The sequence below is a fragment of the Pseudomonadota bacterium genome (assembly GCA_039818985.1).
Lineage (GTDB): Bacteria > Pseudomonadota > Alphaproteobacteria > Sphingomonadales > Sphingomonadaceae > Alterisphingorhabdus.
Genome location: JBCBSU010000001.1, coordinates 2,022,102 through 2,039,500, shown reverse-complemented (window position 1 = coordinate 2,039,500; position 17,399 = coordinate 2,022,102). Strand labels below are relative to the sequence as shown.

The following is a 17,399-nucleotide window of genomic DNA, read 5'->3' as shown; positions in this document are numbered from 1 at the left end:
CTTCGAATATCGATAGTGCTTTAGTTTGCAAGCGGTCTGAAAACGGCAATCAGCGGTGCTATTTTCAGGAAGTCCTGATAACCTTGGCGCAGGCTCGAAAATCCGACAACGATAATGTCACCGGGCAATATCACCGGATTGGCCATCTCGCCCGAGCGGATCCTTGCCAGGTCGAATGCGGCGACCATTTTCTGGCCGTTGACGCTGCGGAACACCGCAATCTCGTCAAGCTGTGCGACATCATCCGGGCCGCCGGCCAGCGCGATGGCAGTGAGCAGGTCACTTGTTCCGGTAAGCGCGAACACGCCCGGGCTGCTGACTTCGCCTTCCACCGTGACCCGTTTCGAGTTCACCTCCTGCACATTGACCGCGACACTGGGGTTGACCAGATATTTTTCGCCGAGCCGGGTGGTGATTTCCTGGGACAGCTGATCGGGTGTCTTATTGACCGCCTCGACCTTGCCAATAAGCGGCATTTCTATGCGGCCGCCGGAATCGACGCGCACCGCATCGATGCTGAGATCGGGTTCGCGGAAAACGCGTACCGTCAGCACATCCTGCGGTCCGATGACATAGTCTGGAAAAGGATTGCCCGGATCGGGTACGGTTCCGGCCAGTGCGCTCGCATCGGCTGGGACAATTCCCGGCACGATTTCGCGTGATGACTGGCAGCCCGATACTATCAAAGACAGGCTGATCAAAATTCCTAACGCGGCGATTTTATTCACTATGAAACCCTTGCAAGCAAATTTCGTAAGCAATCTTCGTAATCAATCTCGGTGCAGCCTTCGCATCATAACCGCCGATGCAGCTATCGCGTAAGCGCGCGTTTGTACCAAAATGTCGTCATCCTCATATTCTCAAACGCCTAGCCTATTCCCCTTTGCGCCGAAAGCGATAATGCCCGGGCGACGGATTTCATTCCCGGTGCGATTGACCGCCAGCCTGTGGCGGCCGCCTGGAACTGAAATGCAGATGGCTGCGAGAACGCCAAACAGGGCGGCAATGGCAAGGCTGCGCATCGGGTAATCCACAAGCGAATGCAGCGCTATCATTGTCAGCCCCCAACAGGCCAGCAGTGGCAGGTCGGTAATGTCGCCCCGGGTCCTGCCGACGATAATCCGGCGCATGGCGGGCAGCATTACCACCGCCATAGCGGCCAGCAGAATGAGGCCGAAAATCCCGGTCTCGATAATGATCTCTATATAGTCATTATGCGCATGGTTGACATAATGGGTGCCGATAATGTCGAGGCTCTCCTGGCTGCGAAACGCTTCGTCAAAGGTGCCGATGCCAGAGCCGAAGGGGAAATAATGCCCCATTGCGGCCAGGGTGTCGGGCCAGAATTCATAGCGGTGATCGTCGGACTGTTCGAAACGCGCGCTCAGGCTTTCCAGATTGCCGAGATTGCCGGTCCACCAGCCGAGCAAGACCAGCGCGACCAGCGCGCTGACGCAGATGGCAATGGCAATTAACCCGGTTTTGCGGTGCCGTTCGGGGATCGACAGATAGGCAAGGAAGAGTATGGATAGCAGCAGCAGCACGGTGACGGCGCGGCTGCTGGTGGCCAATATGCCGATGGCCAGGACAAAGGCCAGTGCCCAGTAAAGCATATGGCGCGACAGCGGTGCCGCATGCAGCCGTGCCGCGAGCATGGCCGGTGCAAGCACAAGGCTTATCAGCAGGAACAGCGCCATATGGTTGCGATTGGCAAAAATGCCGATGGGCAGACCCTTATGGGTGGTGTCATAGAAATAGAAGCTCTCGCCGCCCGAAAGCGACTGGGCAATGGCGATCAGCAGGTGGAGAGCTGCGGCCAGCATCACGCACCACAGCAGCCTGGTCTGGAGCCCGGTATCGAGTCGGCTGACAGCGATGAAGGCGGTCACCGGTACGATCAGATAGAGCGCCGAGCGCAAGGTGCTGTCGGGATTGATCGACCATGGTCGCCAGGCATCGCCCTGACCGATCAGCACCGCCGCTTCGGCCAGCGGTGCGCGCCCTGGCAGATTCTGCCAGACAGAAGGTGGCAGTGGTACCAGCTGAATGACGCTCAGTGCCACAGTCGACAGGATCAGGATTTTGGTACCACGCAGATGCATGGTTTCCCGGTCTTTCTTCTTGCCGATAAGCGACAGGAACAGTGCCGGGATCGCAGCGAGATAGACCAGCATTTCGGTCATCGGGAAACGGCTGCCGCTGCCGCCCAGGACAAAGGCTATCGCCAGAAAGAGCAGCGTGGCGATGGCGGCGGCGTCCGCATTGGCCGGCACCAGCGCACGGGACCGTCTTGCCGTCCTGTCTGCATAAGCCGTAGCCATTATCCTGCCTCGACAATCGATGATGCTGTCACAAAGTACCCATGGTACGCCTGCTTTCGAAGAGAGGCGTGCTGCTCTGGGCTGGTTGAAGTTGTCCGCTGCGTCCTATGCGCATTGTTGGATGGCGTCAATTCAAACATGGGCATTGCTTATGCATCGAATCTTTACCGAATTATCGCCTGTCGGCGGCGTGCCGCGATGGCATGATCGCGCCTTTGGCGGCAAGGTTTTCGATTTCCCCTCTGGTCAATAGCTACCGAAGGGATATATGGCCGCGCCACGGTGAACGGAATATGACTATCTGCACAGGCGGTGAACGCCCATCGATGATTGCATATGTCCGGCCATATGATCGGTATGATCGAGGCGGTGCATTTTGAGTGTCGGACGCAATACTGTCTATAATCTGGCTGGAACGGTCACGCCGCTGGTCCTCGCGCTGGTTACGATTCCGCTCTACCTGCAACAGGTGGGCGTCGAGCGTTATGGCGCGCTGGCGATCATATGGGTCATTCTCGGATATTTCGGGCTTTTTGACCTGGGGCTGGGGCGCGCCACGGCGCACCGTATCGCCGTGCTGGTCGATGATGAGCCGGGCAAAAGAGCCGATGTTTTCGCCACCGCCGCGGTCGTCAATATCGGCATGGGAATATTTGGCGGGGTGCTGCTCTATGTCGCCGCCAGCTATTTCTTCTCGGTCCATTTCGAGGCTGACCAATGGCTGCGTGAAGAGGTGCTCGACGCGGTGCCGGTGCTGGCGCTGGCGGTGCCGGTCGCGACGCTGACGGGTGTTGCTTCTGGCGCGTTGCAGGGGCGGGAGAAATTTCTCGATGTCAATATCGCGACGGTGATCAGCACCAGCCTGTTCCAGCTCATTCCGTTGGCGACGGCTTTCATTATCGGGCCGACGCTGAAATGGCTGGTGGTCTCGGCGATCATTGCGCGTGTCATCGGCTTCGGCATCTTCCTGCTCAGAGTGCGGACACATCTGCTCAGGGGATTCACGCCGCGTTTCGACAATGCCGAATGGCTGGGCCTGCTGAAATATGGCGGCTGGGTAACATTGACGACGCTGGCGGGGCCGCTGATCGTGGTCGGTGACCGGTTGGTTCTGGGCACGACACTGGGTGCCGCCGCTGTCGCGATTTACGCCGTGGCCTTTGATATATCGCGCCGCGTCGCGCTGATCCCCAAGGCGGTTGGCAATGCGGTATTCCCGCGCATCGCCTCGAGCGAAGGCGAGGCGCGCAAGGACATTTTGCGCAAAAGCCTGTCGGTGCTCGAAATCCTGATGACGGTGATGATCATCGGGATCATCTGCATTGCCGAGATATTCCTCAAGCTCTGGGTCGGTCAGGATATTGGCGAACAGGCGACGATCCCGGCGCGTATCCTGATGTTTGCCTATTGGATCAATGCCTTTGGCGTGATTGCGTTCATTTACCTCCAGGCAGAGGGCAAGCCCGATATCGTCACCAAGATCACCATCATCCAGCTGCCATTCTATTTCGTGCTGCTCTATTATCTGGTCGAGGCCTTTGGCGCGATCGGGGCCGCTTCCGCGGTGCTGTTGCGGCTGATCTTCGACGTCATGTTCCTGCTCTTTGCGATAGACCGGAAAATGCCCCTGCCGCGCTCCTTCTTCCTCAATTTCGTGATGATCCTCGCCCTGGTCGTGGCGCTGTCGCGCTATGAGTTCGGCGTACTGGCAACGCTTTCGCTATGGCTGGCGGCGACAGTCATAGCGCTCGCCCTTTCCTGGGGGCATGCCGATGGCGATACCCGCGCGATGATTGTCGCGACGCTGAAAACACTGACCAGCAAGGTGCGGCTGGTATCGCGGCGATAGGCGCGGGCGCCATTTTTGGTGAATTTATGCTTCTCTCCGCCGTCTAATGCCCCTATTGCCCCGCTGTCATATTCATCAGCCGGGATATGCGCGCGAATCTCAATCTTTTGCGAAGGTTAGGAACAGATAATGAATTTGACCGACATTATTGGCCGGTTGAGGCAGAAGATACGCAAGAGGCAGGGCAGGCCCACCAATCATTTCCCCTTCGCCGAGCGCCAGATTCCGGCATCGCAGGCGATGCAGTCGCTCGAGGAGTTTCCCAGCGATCTGGCCGAGATATTCTTTCGCCATGATGGCCGCGTCGTCCATAAATGGCTGCACTATCTCGATGTCTATTCGCGTGAATTTGCCCGTTATCGCAACAAGGCCGATGTGAATTTCCTCGAAATCGGTGTGTTCAAGGGCGGCTCGCTCGAAATGTGGCGCAAATATTTCGGCCCTGACGCGAAGATTTGCGGCGTCGATATCAATCCCGATTGCGCGGACTATGTCGACGCGCCCAATCAGGTGCGTATCGGCTCACAGGCCGATCCGGCATTCTTGCGCGGCGTGGTCGAGGAAATGGGGCGGCCCGACATCATTCTCGACGACGGTTCGCATGTGGCGACGCACCAGCAGGTCAGTTTCGAAACGCTATGGCCGCTGCTCAACCATAACGGGCTCTATGTCATAGAGGATTTGCACACTGCCTATTTCCCCGGCTTCAACGAGGGCGGCTATCAGCGCCGCGGCACCGCGATCGAGGTCGCCAAGCAGATCGTCGACGACATGCATGGCTGGTATCATCCGAAAAAACCGCTTTTCGCGGACAAGAATGAGGTTGCCAGTGTGCGCTTCTATGACTCAATTGTGGTGATCGAGAAGCAGAAGGTGCCGATGCCGTCGCATATGCAGGTCGGGCAGGTCTCGTGAGGCTGTCCGGCCGGCAGCACCGGGACCGCCGGATATTGGCCGGACTTATCCATCCGCTTTTTCGACGACGATGATATAGGCGCGGTCGAGAAAGCTGTTGAACAGGCCGAGCGTCGCCGCGCGCAGCAGCTTGAACCGGCGTGCGGTAAACGGTGCTGGGATGACTTCTTTCAGCTTGAGGCCCGAGCTGACCATCAGTTCCACCGCGGTCGATTTCACGAAGAAGCGCAAATGGGTGCGGTCGAGAATGCCGGCATCCTTATATTCCCATTTGTTGCCGAACAGCAGCGGCAGGCTGGCGTTGATCTCACGCACATTGGGGATGCTGGCGATGAATACACCGCCGGGCTTCATGCAGCTGTGGATATCCGCGACGGTCTGCCACGGATCGACCAGATGCTCGAGCACATCGAGCGCCAATACGGTGTCGAAACCGCCCAGATCCTCGGCGCATCCGGCCAATGCCTCACGGCTGGAAATATCGGTTTTGCGGTAATAATCGAGCCCCGGTGTGGTGTGGCTTTCGTCGATCTGGTCGAGCACGGCGACCTTGTCGGCCAGCCCCTGGGCCTTTGCGGCCAGCGCTGTGGCCCCGGTGCCGCCGCCAATATCGACCAGCCAGCCCTCGGTGCGGGGGATATAGGGAAAGATGTCGCTGCGCACGAGACCATGATAGTTTTCGATGCTCGGTGCAGCGGGTGCGGTTTCGGTTGGGCTGGTAACGGTCAAGGGGATGATTCCTGCTTTATGCTGCAGATGCACAATTAATTCGGGCAAGCGGTCTTTAGTGGCTTGAGTGCCACTCGGCAAGCGGTTATGCCACCGGCGAAACACGGCGCGGCACCGGCCGCTACAAGGAATTTACAATGGCTGTTTTAGACTTTGTCGGCAATTCTGGAAGCCCACGGTTCCAGGAAGACCAGTGCATTGAAAAAGGCCGGGCGCTGGCCGAGCGCTATCAGAATGCGGAGCCGTTCCCGCATATCATGATCGAGGACTTCCTCCCGATCGAGCTGCTGCGCGATGTCGCAGAGCATTTCCCCGAGAAGGAACATGCCCGCTCGTTCAACCGCAAGCAGGAAAATCTGAAGTTTCAGTTCCACCCCGAAGATGTACCGCATGATCCGACCCGGAACCTGCTGGCGGCGCTGAACAGCCAGCCATTTCTGAATTTTCTCTCTGCCATGACCGGTATAGAGGGGCTGATTGCCGACCCCTATTATGCCGGTGGCGGACTGCATCAGACATTTCGTGGCGGTCATCTCGGGGTTCATGCCGACTTCAACAACCACAAGATCATGCATGTTCGGCGGCGGCTCAATGTTCTGGTCTATCTCAACGAGGACTGGGACGACAGCTATGGCGGCCATCTTGAACTGTGGTCGAAGGACATGAAGGAAATGCACCACCGCATCGCGCCGCTAATCGGTCGCTGCGTTGTCTTCAGCACCAATCTCGACAGCTATCACGGCCATCCCGACCCGCTGAATACGCCGGATGGCGTCTCGCGGCGCTCGATTGCGACCTATTACTACACCTCGACTGCGGACATTAACGATCAACCTGATCGCACTACCAATTTCATGTCACGCCCCGGATCGCATGATGCCACCGATTATAGCGTGAAATTGCGCCACCTTGCCAAGGACTGGCTGCCGCCAGCATTGTTGCGGATGGTCGGCAAAAGCCATTAACCCGGGTCACCGGCGCTTGCCGGTGCAGGCGCAGCTATTGGGCAAGGGCTTCTATTGTCTGTGTCAGCACTGCCTCATCGGCATCGCTCAGGGGCTTTGACGGCCGCACCGGGAAATGCTCCGGCACTTCGAGACGCTGCTGCAGCGAGTAGCCATGGGCTGCGAGAAACTGCTCCATCTCCCCAAGCGCTTTGGCCGGCGCGGCGCACATATCCGCATAATCGATGCTGAACAGCCGGCCCTGATCGATGATCGCCATGTCTTCGGCGATATCCCGCGCCACGCCGATGACCTGTGCCACCGCGCGCTCACTGTCGCTTTTGCCGGCATAATCTGCCGCCAGCCTTGGTCGCACCGACCACCAGATATCGCCATGTTTTTCCGGGCCGCCCTCGCTGCGTTCGGCGCGTATGATCGACCGGGCATTGTCGCGTATGTCGCGCCGCACCTCGATATAGAGCGCATCGGGCCAGATGCGCTGCATCAGTCGCAATCGGTTGGAATGCATGACATTCTTGTTGAGAAAGGGCGCGTCCAGCACGGCGGTGAAGCCGGCTGTCAGCTGCCGCAATTCGGCGATGCTTGGTTCGGGATAATCGCGGCCATCGGTCCAGTCACCATCGGCAAGCCAGCGCTGCCATATCCAGCCGCCCTCATTGGGCGCGCCCCATCCGTCAATATGGCCATAGCGGCTGGTGAAATTGCCCTCCCATTTGCCGATTGCGCCCTGGAAGAGTCGAGTGGCCGCCAGCGGTGTCCGGTAAAAGCGATGCGCTGCATTGGCCATATAGGCAAAGCGAAAGCGGGTGATCAGCAACTCATAGAGCAGCGACGTGCCCGAACGCGGGGCGCCGATGATAAACACCGGCGGCAGTGCACGATCCGGCTTTGCCCGCATCAATTGCCCTTCCAGCGGTGCCATGGCGGCATGGCCGACATTGCGCGCCAGCGATATGGCGAGGCGTTTCATTTGTGCACCATATCCGGGTCGGGCAGAGTGATGGTCTGGCCGCCGGGCAGGCTAAACAGCGCCTTGAGCTCGAATTTCAGCCGTGTCCACCATGGTCCGGCATTGGCCGGTGGGCGGAACCCTCGTAACAGGGTGGCAGCGGCATAATATGGGATGCGGACGATGTCGCGCAGCGTCATCAGTAAAGTGCCGAGCCAGGCGATACCGGCACCCCGGGTAAAGCGCAGGAACAGAATATGGCCGCGCGTCATTTCGACCGCCTTCCAGTCATTCATCTGGCCTGTGCTGGCGGCACCGTGGTGGAGTATTTCGACTTCAGGGTTATACACCACATCCCATCCGCCCTTGCCGGTGCGGTGGCACCATTCAGCCTCCTCGCCATACATGAAGAAGCGGGTGTCGAGGCCGCCCACCTGTTCCAGCAACTCGCGGCGTGCGAACATGAAACACCCCGACACCGCATCGACCCGGTTGACTGTATCGCGCGACAGCCCGGCATAACGCAGGTCGCCGAACAAGCTGGTCCGGCGCAGCCACAGGCTGGGCATGAAGATGATGAAGAACAGCTGGGTCAGACTGAGAAAGCGGATCATGCTCGATTGCTGGCTGCCATCATCGAGCCGCACCCGCGGGCCCATGATGCCGGTTCTCGGACTGGCCGTCATATGGTCGATACAGCGCCGCAATCCGCCGGGGAAAATCTCGGTATCAGGATTGAGCAGCAGGATATGGCGACCATGTGCCTGCTCGAAGCCGATGGCATTGCCATAGGCAAAGCCGCCATTGGCCGGGCTGTCGATCACGGTAATATCGGGGAATGTCTGGCGCAGTGCAGCGGCGCTGCCATCGCTGGAGCAATTGTCGACCACGATCACCTCGACCGCCAGATCGCCCTTATTGTCGAGCACCGACTGCACACAGGCCAGGGTCATGTCGCGCGTATTGTAGCTGACAATGACCACCGACACGTCATGCGTGACGCTTTCTGGCAGGCGCAATGTGGTGCTGGGAGAGGTCATGGCATCCAGGCGGGATCGGAAGAAGGGTCGCAATAATGCGCTCGGCGCCCCGATATGTCAGGTGGAGCGCTATTTCAATCTGTTTCGGCCTCGGCTATCGCGCTGCCATGAATCGCTCCGGCCCGATCACCAGTGCGCTCAGCGTGTCCGAAATCCCGGTGGCAGATGTACTGCCGCTGCTTGTAGCGGCCGGTAATGCGAGCTGGCGGCAATATCCCGCCTATGCCGGTGTCGCGGCAAAGGCAGCAGGCGCGCGCAGCCATTATCTGCTGGTCAGCGATGGCGACCAGCCTGTGGCCCTGGCCAATGCCCGTATAAAGCCGCTGCCGCTGGTGCCGGCAGGGCTGGCGGTGATTGCACAGGGGCCGGTGATGCTAGACGATGGTGCCGAAATGGTGGCGCATGTTCAGGCGGCGCTGCGCCACTATCTGGTTGCGGGAAAGGGTTATAATCTGCGGATCAATCCGCCGGTGATCACGGACGATATAGCCGTGCAGCGCAGCGCCTATGAGGCGATCGCCGGCTTCGCCCCGCTATCCGGCACCGGCTATGAGACATTCATCATCGACCTGGCACCCGATATGGAGGCGTTGCGCGCTGGGCTTAACGGCAAGTGGCGCACCGATTTGCGGCGTGGGGAGAAAGGGGATATCAGAATTACCCGCAGCGCCGATCCGGAAGATTTTCGTCTGTTCCAGCCATTATTGCAGCAACTGTCGCACCAAAAGGGGTTCCAGGCACCGCAGGATGCTGCGTTTTTTGCCGATGCCGCCGAAATGGCGGGTGCGGATGAGCGGCTGCTGGTCCACCTGGCCTGGCATCAGGACCGGCTGGTCGGCGGCCATATCGGTGCCTATAGCGGCAATATGGCGGTGTATCTTCTCGGCGCGACCAATGATGAGGGGCGTGATCTGCGCGCATCCTTCCGCCTGCAATGGGCGGTGATCGAACATGCACGGTCGCTCGGACTCAGTCATTATGATCTGGGCGGTGCGGATGAAGAGGACAATCCCAGCGTATTCCGCTTCAAGAAACGGATGGGTGGTGTGCATTATCGCGGACCCGAGATACAGGAGGCGCGTGCAGCCTGGCCGAGAGGTCAGATAGTCGAGCTTGCCGAGACCATATACAACAGGGTGCGCGGATGACCTTCATCCTGAATTTTCATGGGCTGGGGACGCCCAAGCGCCCCTATGAAGAGGGTGAGGCACCCTATTGGATCAGCGAGTCCGTCTTTCATGACACGCTTGATCTGGTCGAGCGCACGTCCGCACCTTTGTCGATCACCTTTGATGATGGCAATGATTCTGATTATCACATCGCCGTGCCTGAGCTGCGGCGGCGCGCCATGAAAGCAAGCTTTTTTGTGCTTGTGGGCAAGCTCGACCAGACCGGCTATCTGACCAGTGAGCAGGTGGCCGAAATCGATAGTGACCCGCTATTCGCCATCGGTTCGCACGGCATGGATCACCAGCCATGGCCGGACCAGGATGATGCAGCGCTGACGCGCGAGCTTGTGCGGTCGCGTGACATATTGTCGCAGATATGCGGCCGCAGTATCGACGATGCCGGGCTGCCATTTGGCCGCTATGACCGACGCGTCATGCAGGCGCTGAAACAGGCCGGATATGGTGCTATTTATTCCAGCGATGGCGGGCCGAGACTGAGCGATAGCAACCCCATTCCGCGTTTCAGCGTAAGGAAAGATACCAGCATGGATGGGTTTGGGGATTTTCTCGCCAATGCCCAGAGCAGCAGCGCCAGGGTCCGGCAAGAAGCCAAGTGCATCATGAAGCAGCTGGTGCGCTGACCCATGGTAAAAAAGCAGAAATTTCTCGAGCTGGAAGCCGTGCGTGGCGTCGCGGCGCTTATGGTCACACTTTACCATTTCCCGACCTTTTCGCCGATTTACGAAAATCCGGTCATCCGCAATGGCGATCTGATGGTGGATCTGTTCTTCGTCATCAGCGGCTTTGTGATTTCCTATAATTATTTCGACAATATCGGATCATCCGACAAGCTGGTGGCGTTCCAGAAGAAACGCTTCTGGCGGCTCTATCCATTGCATCTGCTGACATTCCTGGTGTTTGTCATTATCGACCTGACGCGCATTGTCATGAACGGAGAGAGCGGGGAAAGTCCGGAAAGCTGGAAGCTGGCGCTGTATAACCTGCTGCTGGTGCAGGCGCTGTTTGCCGATGAGCTATCCTATAATTTTCCCAGCTGGTCGATCTCCACCGAGTTTCTGACCTATTTCGTTTTTGCCTGCATTGCGATGATGGCGGGTCGCCTGAAGAGTGCGATCATGCTGACCATGTTCGTCGCCAGCGCTGCTTTGTGCTGGCATCTTGATGCCTTTCACAATGTCGTTGGCTATCCGATTCTGCGCTGTTTCTACGGCTTCTTCGCCGGGGTCCTGGTGCACCGGTTTTATGAGGGGGGCGACCATCGCCGCTATGGCTGGTTGCTGTCGCCAATCATCTGGTCGCTGGTCTCGATCGCCACCATGGCCTTTTACGACCGCCTGGCTGCCTGGCTGCCGGTAGTCATCTTCTCGCTGCTCGTGGCATCGCTGGCGGTGCATGCCGGGTCGAGCCATATGACAAATCTGCTCAACAGCCGCTTTCTCCAGCATCTCGGCAAGGTCAGCTACAGCATTTATATGTGGCACATAGCGATTGTTTTTGTATTTATCCGCATCCTGCAGACGGTTTTTGGCTATGGCGGGGAATTCGTTCCCAATGTAGGTATCAAGCTCGATATGGGCGCCGGTGTCGCTTCGCTGGTAACAATGCTGTATCTGCTATCCATCATTGTTATCTCAAGCTACAGCTACCATGCCGTTGAAATGCGTTTCATGAAGCGAAAGAAGGCCTAGGTAATGCAGGGTTTCAAGAGAGTTTGGCCATTGGTGCTGTTTTTCTACAGCCTTTTGCTGCCGCCGGAGATCTTCTTCGAAATCTCCGGTTTCCGGTTTTACGCCTTTCGCATCGTCGAATTTGCTCTTTTCCCTGTCGTTCTCATCCAGATGCTGCAGGGCCGGATCCGCATCAATATCGTCGACCTGCTCAACATATTCTCGGCCGCATGGCTGGTGATATCCTTCAGCGTCATCCACGACTTCATGTTCGCCATAGAGAGCGGCGCGTCGTTGGCAGCCGATGCCCTGATTGCCTATTTTCTGGCGCGATGCTCCATTCGCAATCTCGCTGACCTCAGGCTGTTTCTGACCGTCATCATTCCCGGCGTTTCACTGGCGTCTGCCATGCTGGTGATAGAAAGCCTGGGGGGCAAACTGTTGCTGAGGCCTGCCGTGGCGGAGATTCTCGGTTCCCGAGAAGTGGGGGCATTCGGTCTTCGCAACGAAAAAAGGCTCGGGTTTTTGAGAGCCTATGGGCCATTTTATCATCCTATCATGGCCGGTATGTTCCTGACCTCACTGCTGCCGCTTTACATGCTGGCCATGAAGCCCGGCAGGACCAAGATTGTCGGTATCGCGTCATCACTTGGCGCCCTGTTTTCGTTCAGCTCTTCGGCCTTTCTGGGCGTTGCCACCATCTCCGGCCTGTATGGCTATGAGAGGCTGTGCCGCGTCGTACGCGAACTGTCATGGCCGCTGCTCGTAATGGTTGCTTTCGTTATCCTGATCCTGCTGCACTTTTTTTCACAGGACGGCCTGATTGCGGTATTGAACCGCTATCTGCTGCTCAATCCGTCAACCGGCTATTATCGCACATTGATCTGGCAATATGCCGGGGCCGAAGCGCTGGCAAACCCGGTATTCGGTATCGGGCGCAATGAATGGCTGCGACCACTATGGATGGGGAGTAATTCCATTGATGCCCATTTCCTGTTGTTGGCGGTGAAAAACGGCATGCCGGCGGCGATATCGGCCTTCCTGGCCTATGTCATCGCGATTATTGTTCTTTCCAAAAGGGTATCGGATGCGAGGACCACTGAATATCGCAATGTCTATCTCGGGCTTGCCATAGCCCTCGCGGTCGTACTGATTGGCCAGTTCACCGTGTCTGCCGTTCTCACCACCCAGGCGATCGTGCTCATCATACAGGGTATTGGCACAAGCCTGGCTTTTCAGAGCCGGAAAGTTGTTCAAATACCGCCGAGCAGGCCATATTCACGGGCCCCATCGCACGCCTGAGGATCAGCATCCCGGGCGGCTATTCGATTCTAGAGAAGGTAACGAGCTAAAATGAAGCGTTTGGTACGACAGGCCATGCTGACCACGCGGTCATGGTATCAGCGTAAGGTGCTGGGACTGGATATCCATCCGACGGCACGGATGTCGATGTCGGCCGAGCTCGACTGGACATTCCGAGCCGGCATTCACATCGGCGCGGAAAGCTATGTCGCCTTTGGCGCGCGGATCATGACGCATGACTTCACGCGCGGCCTCTATCTGCACACCCGCATCGGCGAGCGCTGCTTTATCGGCGGCCAGAGCCTGATCCTTCCAGGCGTGACCATTGGCGACGGTGTGATTGTCGGCGCCGGCAGCGTCGTCACCAAGGATATTCCTTCGCATTGCGCGGTGGCCGGTAATCCGGCGCGGATCGTCAAGGAAGGGATTGTTGTCGAGATGTTCGGGCGGCTGGTCGAGGCCGATGAGAATGAGCGGCGGCTGCGCGAGAGTGATCCCGAGGCGGCGAAGCTGCCGGGACGCGACTTCAAGAAGCGCCAGGCCAAAGCCGACCGCGAATAGCGCCGCCGCACCATGACAATCATCCATATTTCCACCGATTATCCGGACAGCGTCCAATCGGCGAAGACCCGGGCAATCGCCAATCTGGTCGAGGCCACGGCGGACCGGTTCGATCATCAGGTTTACTCGCTCAACCGTCGTGACATTCCCCCTGCCAGCGGCATGAAGCGATGGCTGGGTAAGGACTGGGGCAGGGGTATCCATCGGCATGATGAGACCGGCAATATCTCGAGCTGGACCTATGCCGCGCCGTCGCGTGGCCTGTTCCTGCGGTCGAGCCTGCATGCGGTCGCTGACATATTGGCCGATGATATTGCCCGGCGGGGACTGAGACCGACGCTGATTCAGGGGCACAAGCTCAGCATGGAAGGCTTGATTGCGCGCAGACTGGCGCGCCATTTCAATGTCCCCTTTGCGCTTTCGATTCAGGGCAATACCGATCGTTCCATCCTGAAGGTGCGGCGCGACCTGTGGCCCGATTATGGCCAGATATTCCACCAGGCCGCGATGGTCTTCCCCTTTGCGCCATGGGCCTTGCGTTATTGCGAGCAGGCGCTGGGCCAGCGCAATGGCCCGGTGCAGATGCTGCCCTGTATCACCGAACAGGACCGGATCATCGCACCGCAGGAAGCACCGGACCGGATCATGACTGCATTCCATCTGCGGCACTGGCAGATCAAGAATTTCGACCGGCTGGTCAAGGCGGCGAACCGGGTGCGGCAGGGGCAAAGTGGCTTTACTTTCGATATCTATGGTGGGGGTGAGGACGGCCTTGTCGCCATGCTGCAGCGACGTATCGATGACGCAAAGGCCGGCGGCATCGCACTCAAGGGCAGTGTGGCCGGTGCCGACATGCAGGCGGTGATGAACCGCCATGCCGGTTTTTGCATGGTCTCCAGGCGCGAGAGCTATGGTATGGTGTTCGCCGAGGCGTTGCTGGCGGGTTGTCCGATCGTCTATCCCGCCGATGCCGCGGTGGACGGCTATTATGACGGACAGTCTTTCGCACTGGCGGTGGCGCCACAGGATGATGGTGCGATTGCCGAAGCGATGCGCAAGATTCTGCGCGACCAGAAGGCGATGAAACAGGATCTCGCCGCGTGGCAACAATCGGGCGCGGCGCGCGAATTTCAGCGCGACACCATCAGGGGCAACTATGCGCGCGGACTCGGTATCGCGCTGGGCGAGGAAAAGGCCGATGCGGGTTGAACTGCTCGATACCCCGATCGACGTGCTCGGCTTTGATGAAACGCTGGAGCGGTGCGAAGCAGCAATGGCAAGCCGCGAACAATGCGTCCATGTCGCGATGAACGCGGCGAAATTCGTCAAGATGCGCAGTGATCGCGAACTCCATAATGATGTCACTGGCGCCGACATTATCGGTATTGACGGTATGGGCATCGTGCTGGCGCTGCGGATTCTCGGCCTGCGCGATGCGCCCAAGGTTTCGGGTGTCGACCTGATGCTGGCGCTGCTGGCGCATTGTTCTGCAAGCGGGCGCAGACCCTATATTCTCGGCGCTCGGCAGGATGTGCTGGAACGCGCCATCGCAACGGCCCAGAAGCGCTGGCCGGGCCTTGCCATGGCCGGGTCGCGCAACGGCTATTTCGGCCCGGAAGATGAGGCTGACATTGTTGCCGATATTCGGGCCAGCGGTGCCGATTGCCTGTTCATCGCCATGCCGACACCGCGCAAAGAACGCTTTCTTGCCAGATATGCACGCGAGGTTGAGGTGCCGTTCATCATGGGCGTTGGCGGGTCGGTCGATGTGCTCGCCGGGCATGTCAGCCGTGCCCCCGGATGGATGCAGCGCAACGGGCTGGAATGGCTGCACCGGCTGATCCAGGAGCCGCGCAAGATGTTCTGGCGCTATGCCAGCACCAATGGCCGTTTTCTGGCGCTGGTGCTCGGGGCCCGGCTGCGCGGAGAGAAAGTCTCCTTACCCGGCTAGGACGCGCTCCGGTTCAGGGTAATTCGGCGATGGCCTCGGCAAATGTCGGCGCGAAAGCACGGATGACCTTTTCCGAACCATCACGGGTCAGATGTCCCTCATCAACATAGATGATCTTGCCATTCTCGACGATGCGGCACTGCTGCGCATCGCAAAGCGCAGCAAATGGATCGACAAAGCGCACATTGTCATATTTGTCGGCAAGTTGAGCGAGCCGGGCGTTGAAAGCGCGATAGCGCGATTGCCTGGCGGGATAGGCCGAGGGGCAATCGCCATCGATATATTGCAGGCAACGGAAATAGCCCTCCTTCATCTGTTCTGACGCATCCAGCGTTCCTGCCGCTGAACCGATCAACACGACCGGCTGATTGTCCGGCAAAATCTCGAACAGGCTGTCCAGCCCCGTCAAGATCGCGCTGGCCGCTTTGGGATCGTTGGCCGAGCCATCGGTGCCGATCTGCTGGCCCTGGTCATCGGCGACATAGATATCCCAGAACTGGGCGATCACCAGCACGCTGCTTTTCTCTGCGAGATTGGTCCTGAGCCTGTTGAGCTGCTTGGTGCAGTCCGGACGGACCCGGCCCTGGAACAGGCTGGTAACGCCGGGTAGCGCCATACAGGCATATTCGCCAATATATTCGAACGGTACATCCTGATCCTTGGCATAGCCGTCCAGCGCGCCGACATAATGGCGTGCATGGCTGTCGCCATAGAGCAACAGGCCGCCATCCTGGTCCGCCTTGTCGTTGCGGAAGTACCAGCCGAATGTGTCCTCAGGGTCGCCCCTGTCCGAGAGGCCAGCAACCGTTGGCAGTGCTGGCCACGATGTGAAACGTCCGGCGAGTCCGACTCCGGCAGTAGCGGCAAGCGCTGCCGCGGCTATGAACAATATCAGCTTGTTGGAGCGATTTTTGAGCAGCGTGAAACGCGCCGGTTTCTCGATCACGACATAGGTTAGCCACGCCAGCAGCAGGGCAAGGACCATCAATGCGGCTATTACCAGTGGATCGTGATGGAAATATTTGATGCGATAAAAGGCCAGCAGTGGCTGGTGCCAGAGATAGGCGCTGTAGCTGATCAGGCCGATGGCCACGAAAGGCTTCCAGCTCAGCAGGCGCGCGGCGAAAGTCTCTCCCCTGGCGAACAAGATGATCAACGCCGTGCCGCCTATGGGGAAAAGTGTGATCAGGGCTGGTGAGCGGGTTTCCGGCGTAAAGACAAGATTGGAGGCGACAACCAGTGCCAGCCCGACCAGGCCGAGCATACCTCCCAGCCGTGGCCCGATCGCCTCAAGCCTGTTCGCCGACGACTTCATGAAGACGGCGCATAGAGACCCTGCCATCAGCTCCCAGGCACGGCTGGGCAACAGATAGAAATTGGTCATTGGCAGCGCCCGCGAGGCATATTCGGAAAAGGCCAGGCTGGTCAGCCCGATGGCCAGCAGAAACCACAAGGCGGCATTTGCGCGGTATCGCCAGATAAGGATCAGCAGCACAGGGAAGATGATGTAGAACTGCTCCTCGACCGACAGGGTCCAGGTATGCAGCAACGGCTTAAGTTCGGCCGACTGGTCGAAATAACCTGTCTGCCGCCAGAACAGGATATTCGATGCAAAGAGGCTGACCGCAACAAGGCTTTCGGCATAATCGTCCCATTGCGGCAGTGTCATCCACAACCATGCAACCACGGTGGTGAACAGCAGGACGGTAAACAGTGCCGGTAATATCCGCCTCGCCCGGCGCTCGTAGAATTTGAGGATGGAAAATCGGCCCTGATCGAGATCCTTGATGATGATTGCAGTGATCAGATAGCCCGATATGACGAAGAAGACGTCGACACCGAGATAACCACCGCTGAAAAGGGGCAGGCCGGCATGGAAGAACATCACCGGCAGGATGGCAAATGATCTGAGACCGTCTATTTCGGGCCTATAGGCTATCGCTGTCACAGATCGCACTCC

Annotated in this window: 16 protein-coding genes; 10 read left to right on the top strand and 6 right to left on the bottom strand. The window is 58.5% G+C overall.

The genetic code is table 11. From position 1 onward, the window contains the following. Window positions 1–20: 20 nt before the first annotated feature. Both AAFX04_09785 and AAFX04_09780 read right to left on the bottom strand, forming a co-directional pair. Window positions 21–650, bottom strand: coding sequence for a polysaccharide biosynthesis/export family protein (locus AAFX04_09785; GenBank protein ID MEO1045717.1), 630 nt, complete (start codon window positions 648–650; stop codon window positions 21–23). Window positions 651–860: 210 nt separating this feature from the next. Next, the gene (locus AAFX04_09780; GenBank protein MEO1045716.1) at window positions 861–2,321 is read right to left on the bottom strand and encodes an O-antigen ligase family protein; all 1,461 of its coding nucleotides are present in this window, start codon (window positions 2,319–2,321) and stop codon (window positions 861–863) included. 376 nt (window positions 2,322–2,697) lie between these two features. On the opposite strand from AAFX04_09780, the gene AAFX04_09775 reads away from it, so the two are divergent. Together AAFX04_09775 and AAFX04_09770 are read left to right on the top strand one after the other, a co-directional pair. After that, entirely contained in the window at window positions 2,698–4,170 is a 1,473-nt protein-coding gene (locus AAFX04_09775; protein MEO1045715.1) for a flippase, read from the top strand. Between the two features lie 129 nt (window positions 4,171–4,299). Then, window positions 4,300–5,085, top strand: a complete 786-nt coding sequence (locus AAFX04_09770) for a class I SAM-dependent methyltransferase (GenBank protein MEO1045714.1) — start codon at window positions 4,300–4,302, stop codon at window positions 5,083–5,085. A gap of 45 nt (window positions 5,086–5,130) precedes the next feature. Here AAFX04_09770 and AAFX04_09765 read toward each other — a convergent pair whose 3' ends face one another. Then, entirely contained in the window at window positions 5,131–5,814 is a 684-nt protein-coding gene (locus tag AAFX04_09765) for a methyltransferase domain-containing protein (GenBank protein MEO1045713.1), read from the bottom strand. Between the two features lie 137 nt (window positions 5,815–5,951). On the opposite strand from AAFX04_09765, the gene AAFX04_09760 reads away from it, so the two are divergent. Continuing rightward, window positions 5,952–6,779 (top strand): 2OG-Fe(II) oxygenase, encoded by an 828-nt coding sequence (locus AAFX04_09760; GenBank protein ID MEO1045712.1) that lies wholly within the window; start codon window positions 5,952–5,954, stop codon window positions 6,777–6,779. A 34-nt stretch (window positions 6,780–6,813) separates the two neighbouring features. Here AAFX04_09760 and AAFX04_09755 read toward each other — a convergent pair whose 3' ends face one another. After that, the gene (locus AAFX04_09755; GenBank protein ID MEO1045711.1) at window positions 6,814–7,749 is read right to left on the bottom strand and encodes a sulfotransferase; all 936 of its coding nucleotides are present in this window, start codon (window positions 7,747–7,749) and stop codon (window positions 6,814–6,816) included. Then, window positions 7,746–8,768, bottom strand: coding sequence for a glycosyltransferase family 2 protein (locus AAFX04_09750; GenBank protein ID MEO1045710.1), 1,023 nt, complete (start codon window positions 8,766–8,768; stop codon window positions 7,746–7,748). Before AAFX04_09750 ends, AAFX04_09755 begins: the two co-directional genes overlap by 4 nt. A gap of 107 nt (window positions 8,769–8,875) precedes the next feature. Here AAFX04_09750 and AAFX04_09745 point away from each other — a divergent pair, with 107 nt between their 5' ends. Genes AAFX04_09745 through AAFX04_09715 form a run of 7 tightly spaced genes read left to right on the top strand, consistent with a single transcriptional unit; the run spans window position 8,876 to window position 15,439 of the window. Next, entirely contained in the window at window positions 8,876–9,916 is a 1,041-nt protein-coding gene (locus AAFX04_09745) for a GNAT family N-acetyltransferase (protein ID MEO1045709.1), read from the top strand. Continuing rightward, entirely contained in the window at window positions 9,913–10,578 is a 666-nt protein-coding gene (locus AAFX04_09740; protein MEO1045708.1) for a polysaccharide deacetylase family protein, read from the top strand. Before AAFX04_09745 ends, AAFX04_09740 begins: the two co-directional genes overlap by 4 nt. A 3-nt stretch (window positions 10,579–10,581) precedes the next feature. Beyond that, the gene (locus AAFX04_09735; GenBank protein MEO1045707.1) at window positions 10,582–11,646 is read left to right on the top strand and encodes an acyltransferase; all 1,065 of its coding nucleotides are present in this window, start codon (window positions 10,582–10,584) and stop codon (window positions 11,644–11,646) included. A gap of 3 nt (window positions 11,647–11,649) precedes the next feature. Beyond that, window positions 11,650–12,927 carry an O-antigen ligase family protein gene (locus AAFX04_09730; protein MEO1045706.1) on the top strand — a complete coding sequence of 426 codons (1,278 nt, stop codon included), beginning with the start codon at window positions 11,650–11,652 and terminating at the stop codon, window positions 12,925–12,927. 51 nt (window positions 12,928–12,978) lie between these two features. Then, window positions 12,979–13,488: an acyltransferase gene (locus AAFX04_09725; GenBank protein ID MEO1045705.1), complete on the top strand. Its 510-nt coding sequence runs from the start codon at window positions 12,979–12,981 to the stop codon at window positions 13,486–13,488. A 12-nt stretch (window positions 13,489–13,500) separates the two neighbouring features. Then, a complete protein-coding gene (locus AAFX04_09720) occupies window positions 13,501–14,697 on the top strand; it encodes a glycosyltransferase (GenBank protein ID MEO1045704.1) in 1,197 nt (398 codons plus the stop codon). Next, window positions 14,687–15,439, top strand: a complete 753-nt coding sequence (locus AAFX04_09715; GenBank protein ID MEO1045703.1) for a WecB/TagA/CpsF family glycosyltransferase — start codon at window positions 14,687–14,689, stop codon at window positions 15,437–15,439. The genes AAFX04_09720 and AAFX04_09715 overlap by 11 nt, the downstream gene beginning before the upstream one ends. Before the next feature lie 13 nt (window positions 15,440–15,452). Here the strand turns inward: AAFX04_09715 and AAFX04_09710 are convergent, their stop codons facing one another. Beyond that, window positions 15,453–17,387 carry an acyltransferase family protein gene (locus tag AAFX04_09710; GenBank protein MEO1045702.1) on the bottom strand — a complete coding sequence of 645 codons (1,935 nt, stop codon included), beginning with the start codon at window positions 17,385–17,387 and terminating at the stop codon, window positions 15,453–15,455. Window positions 17,388–17,399: the final 12 nt, after the last annotated feature.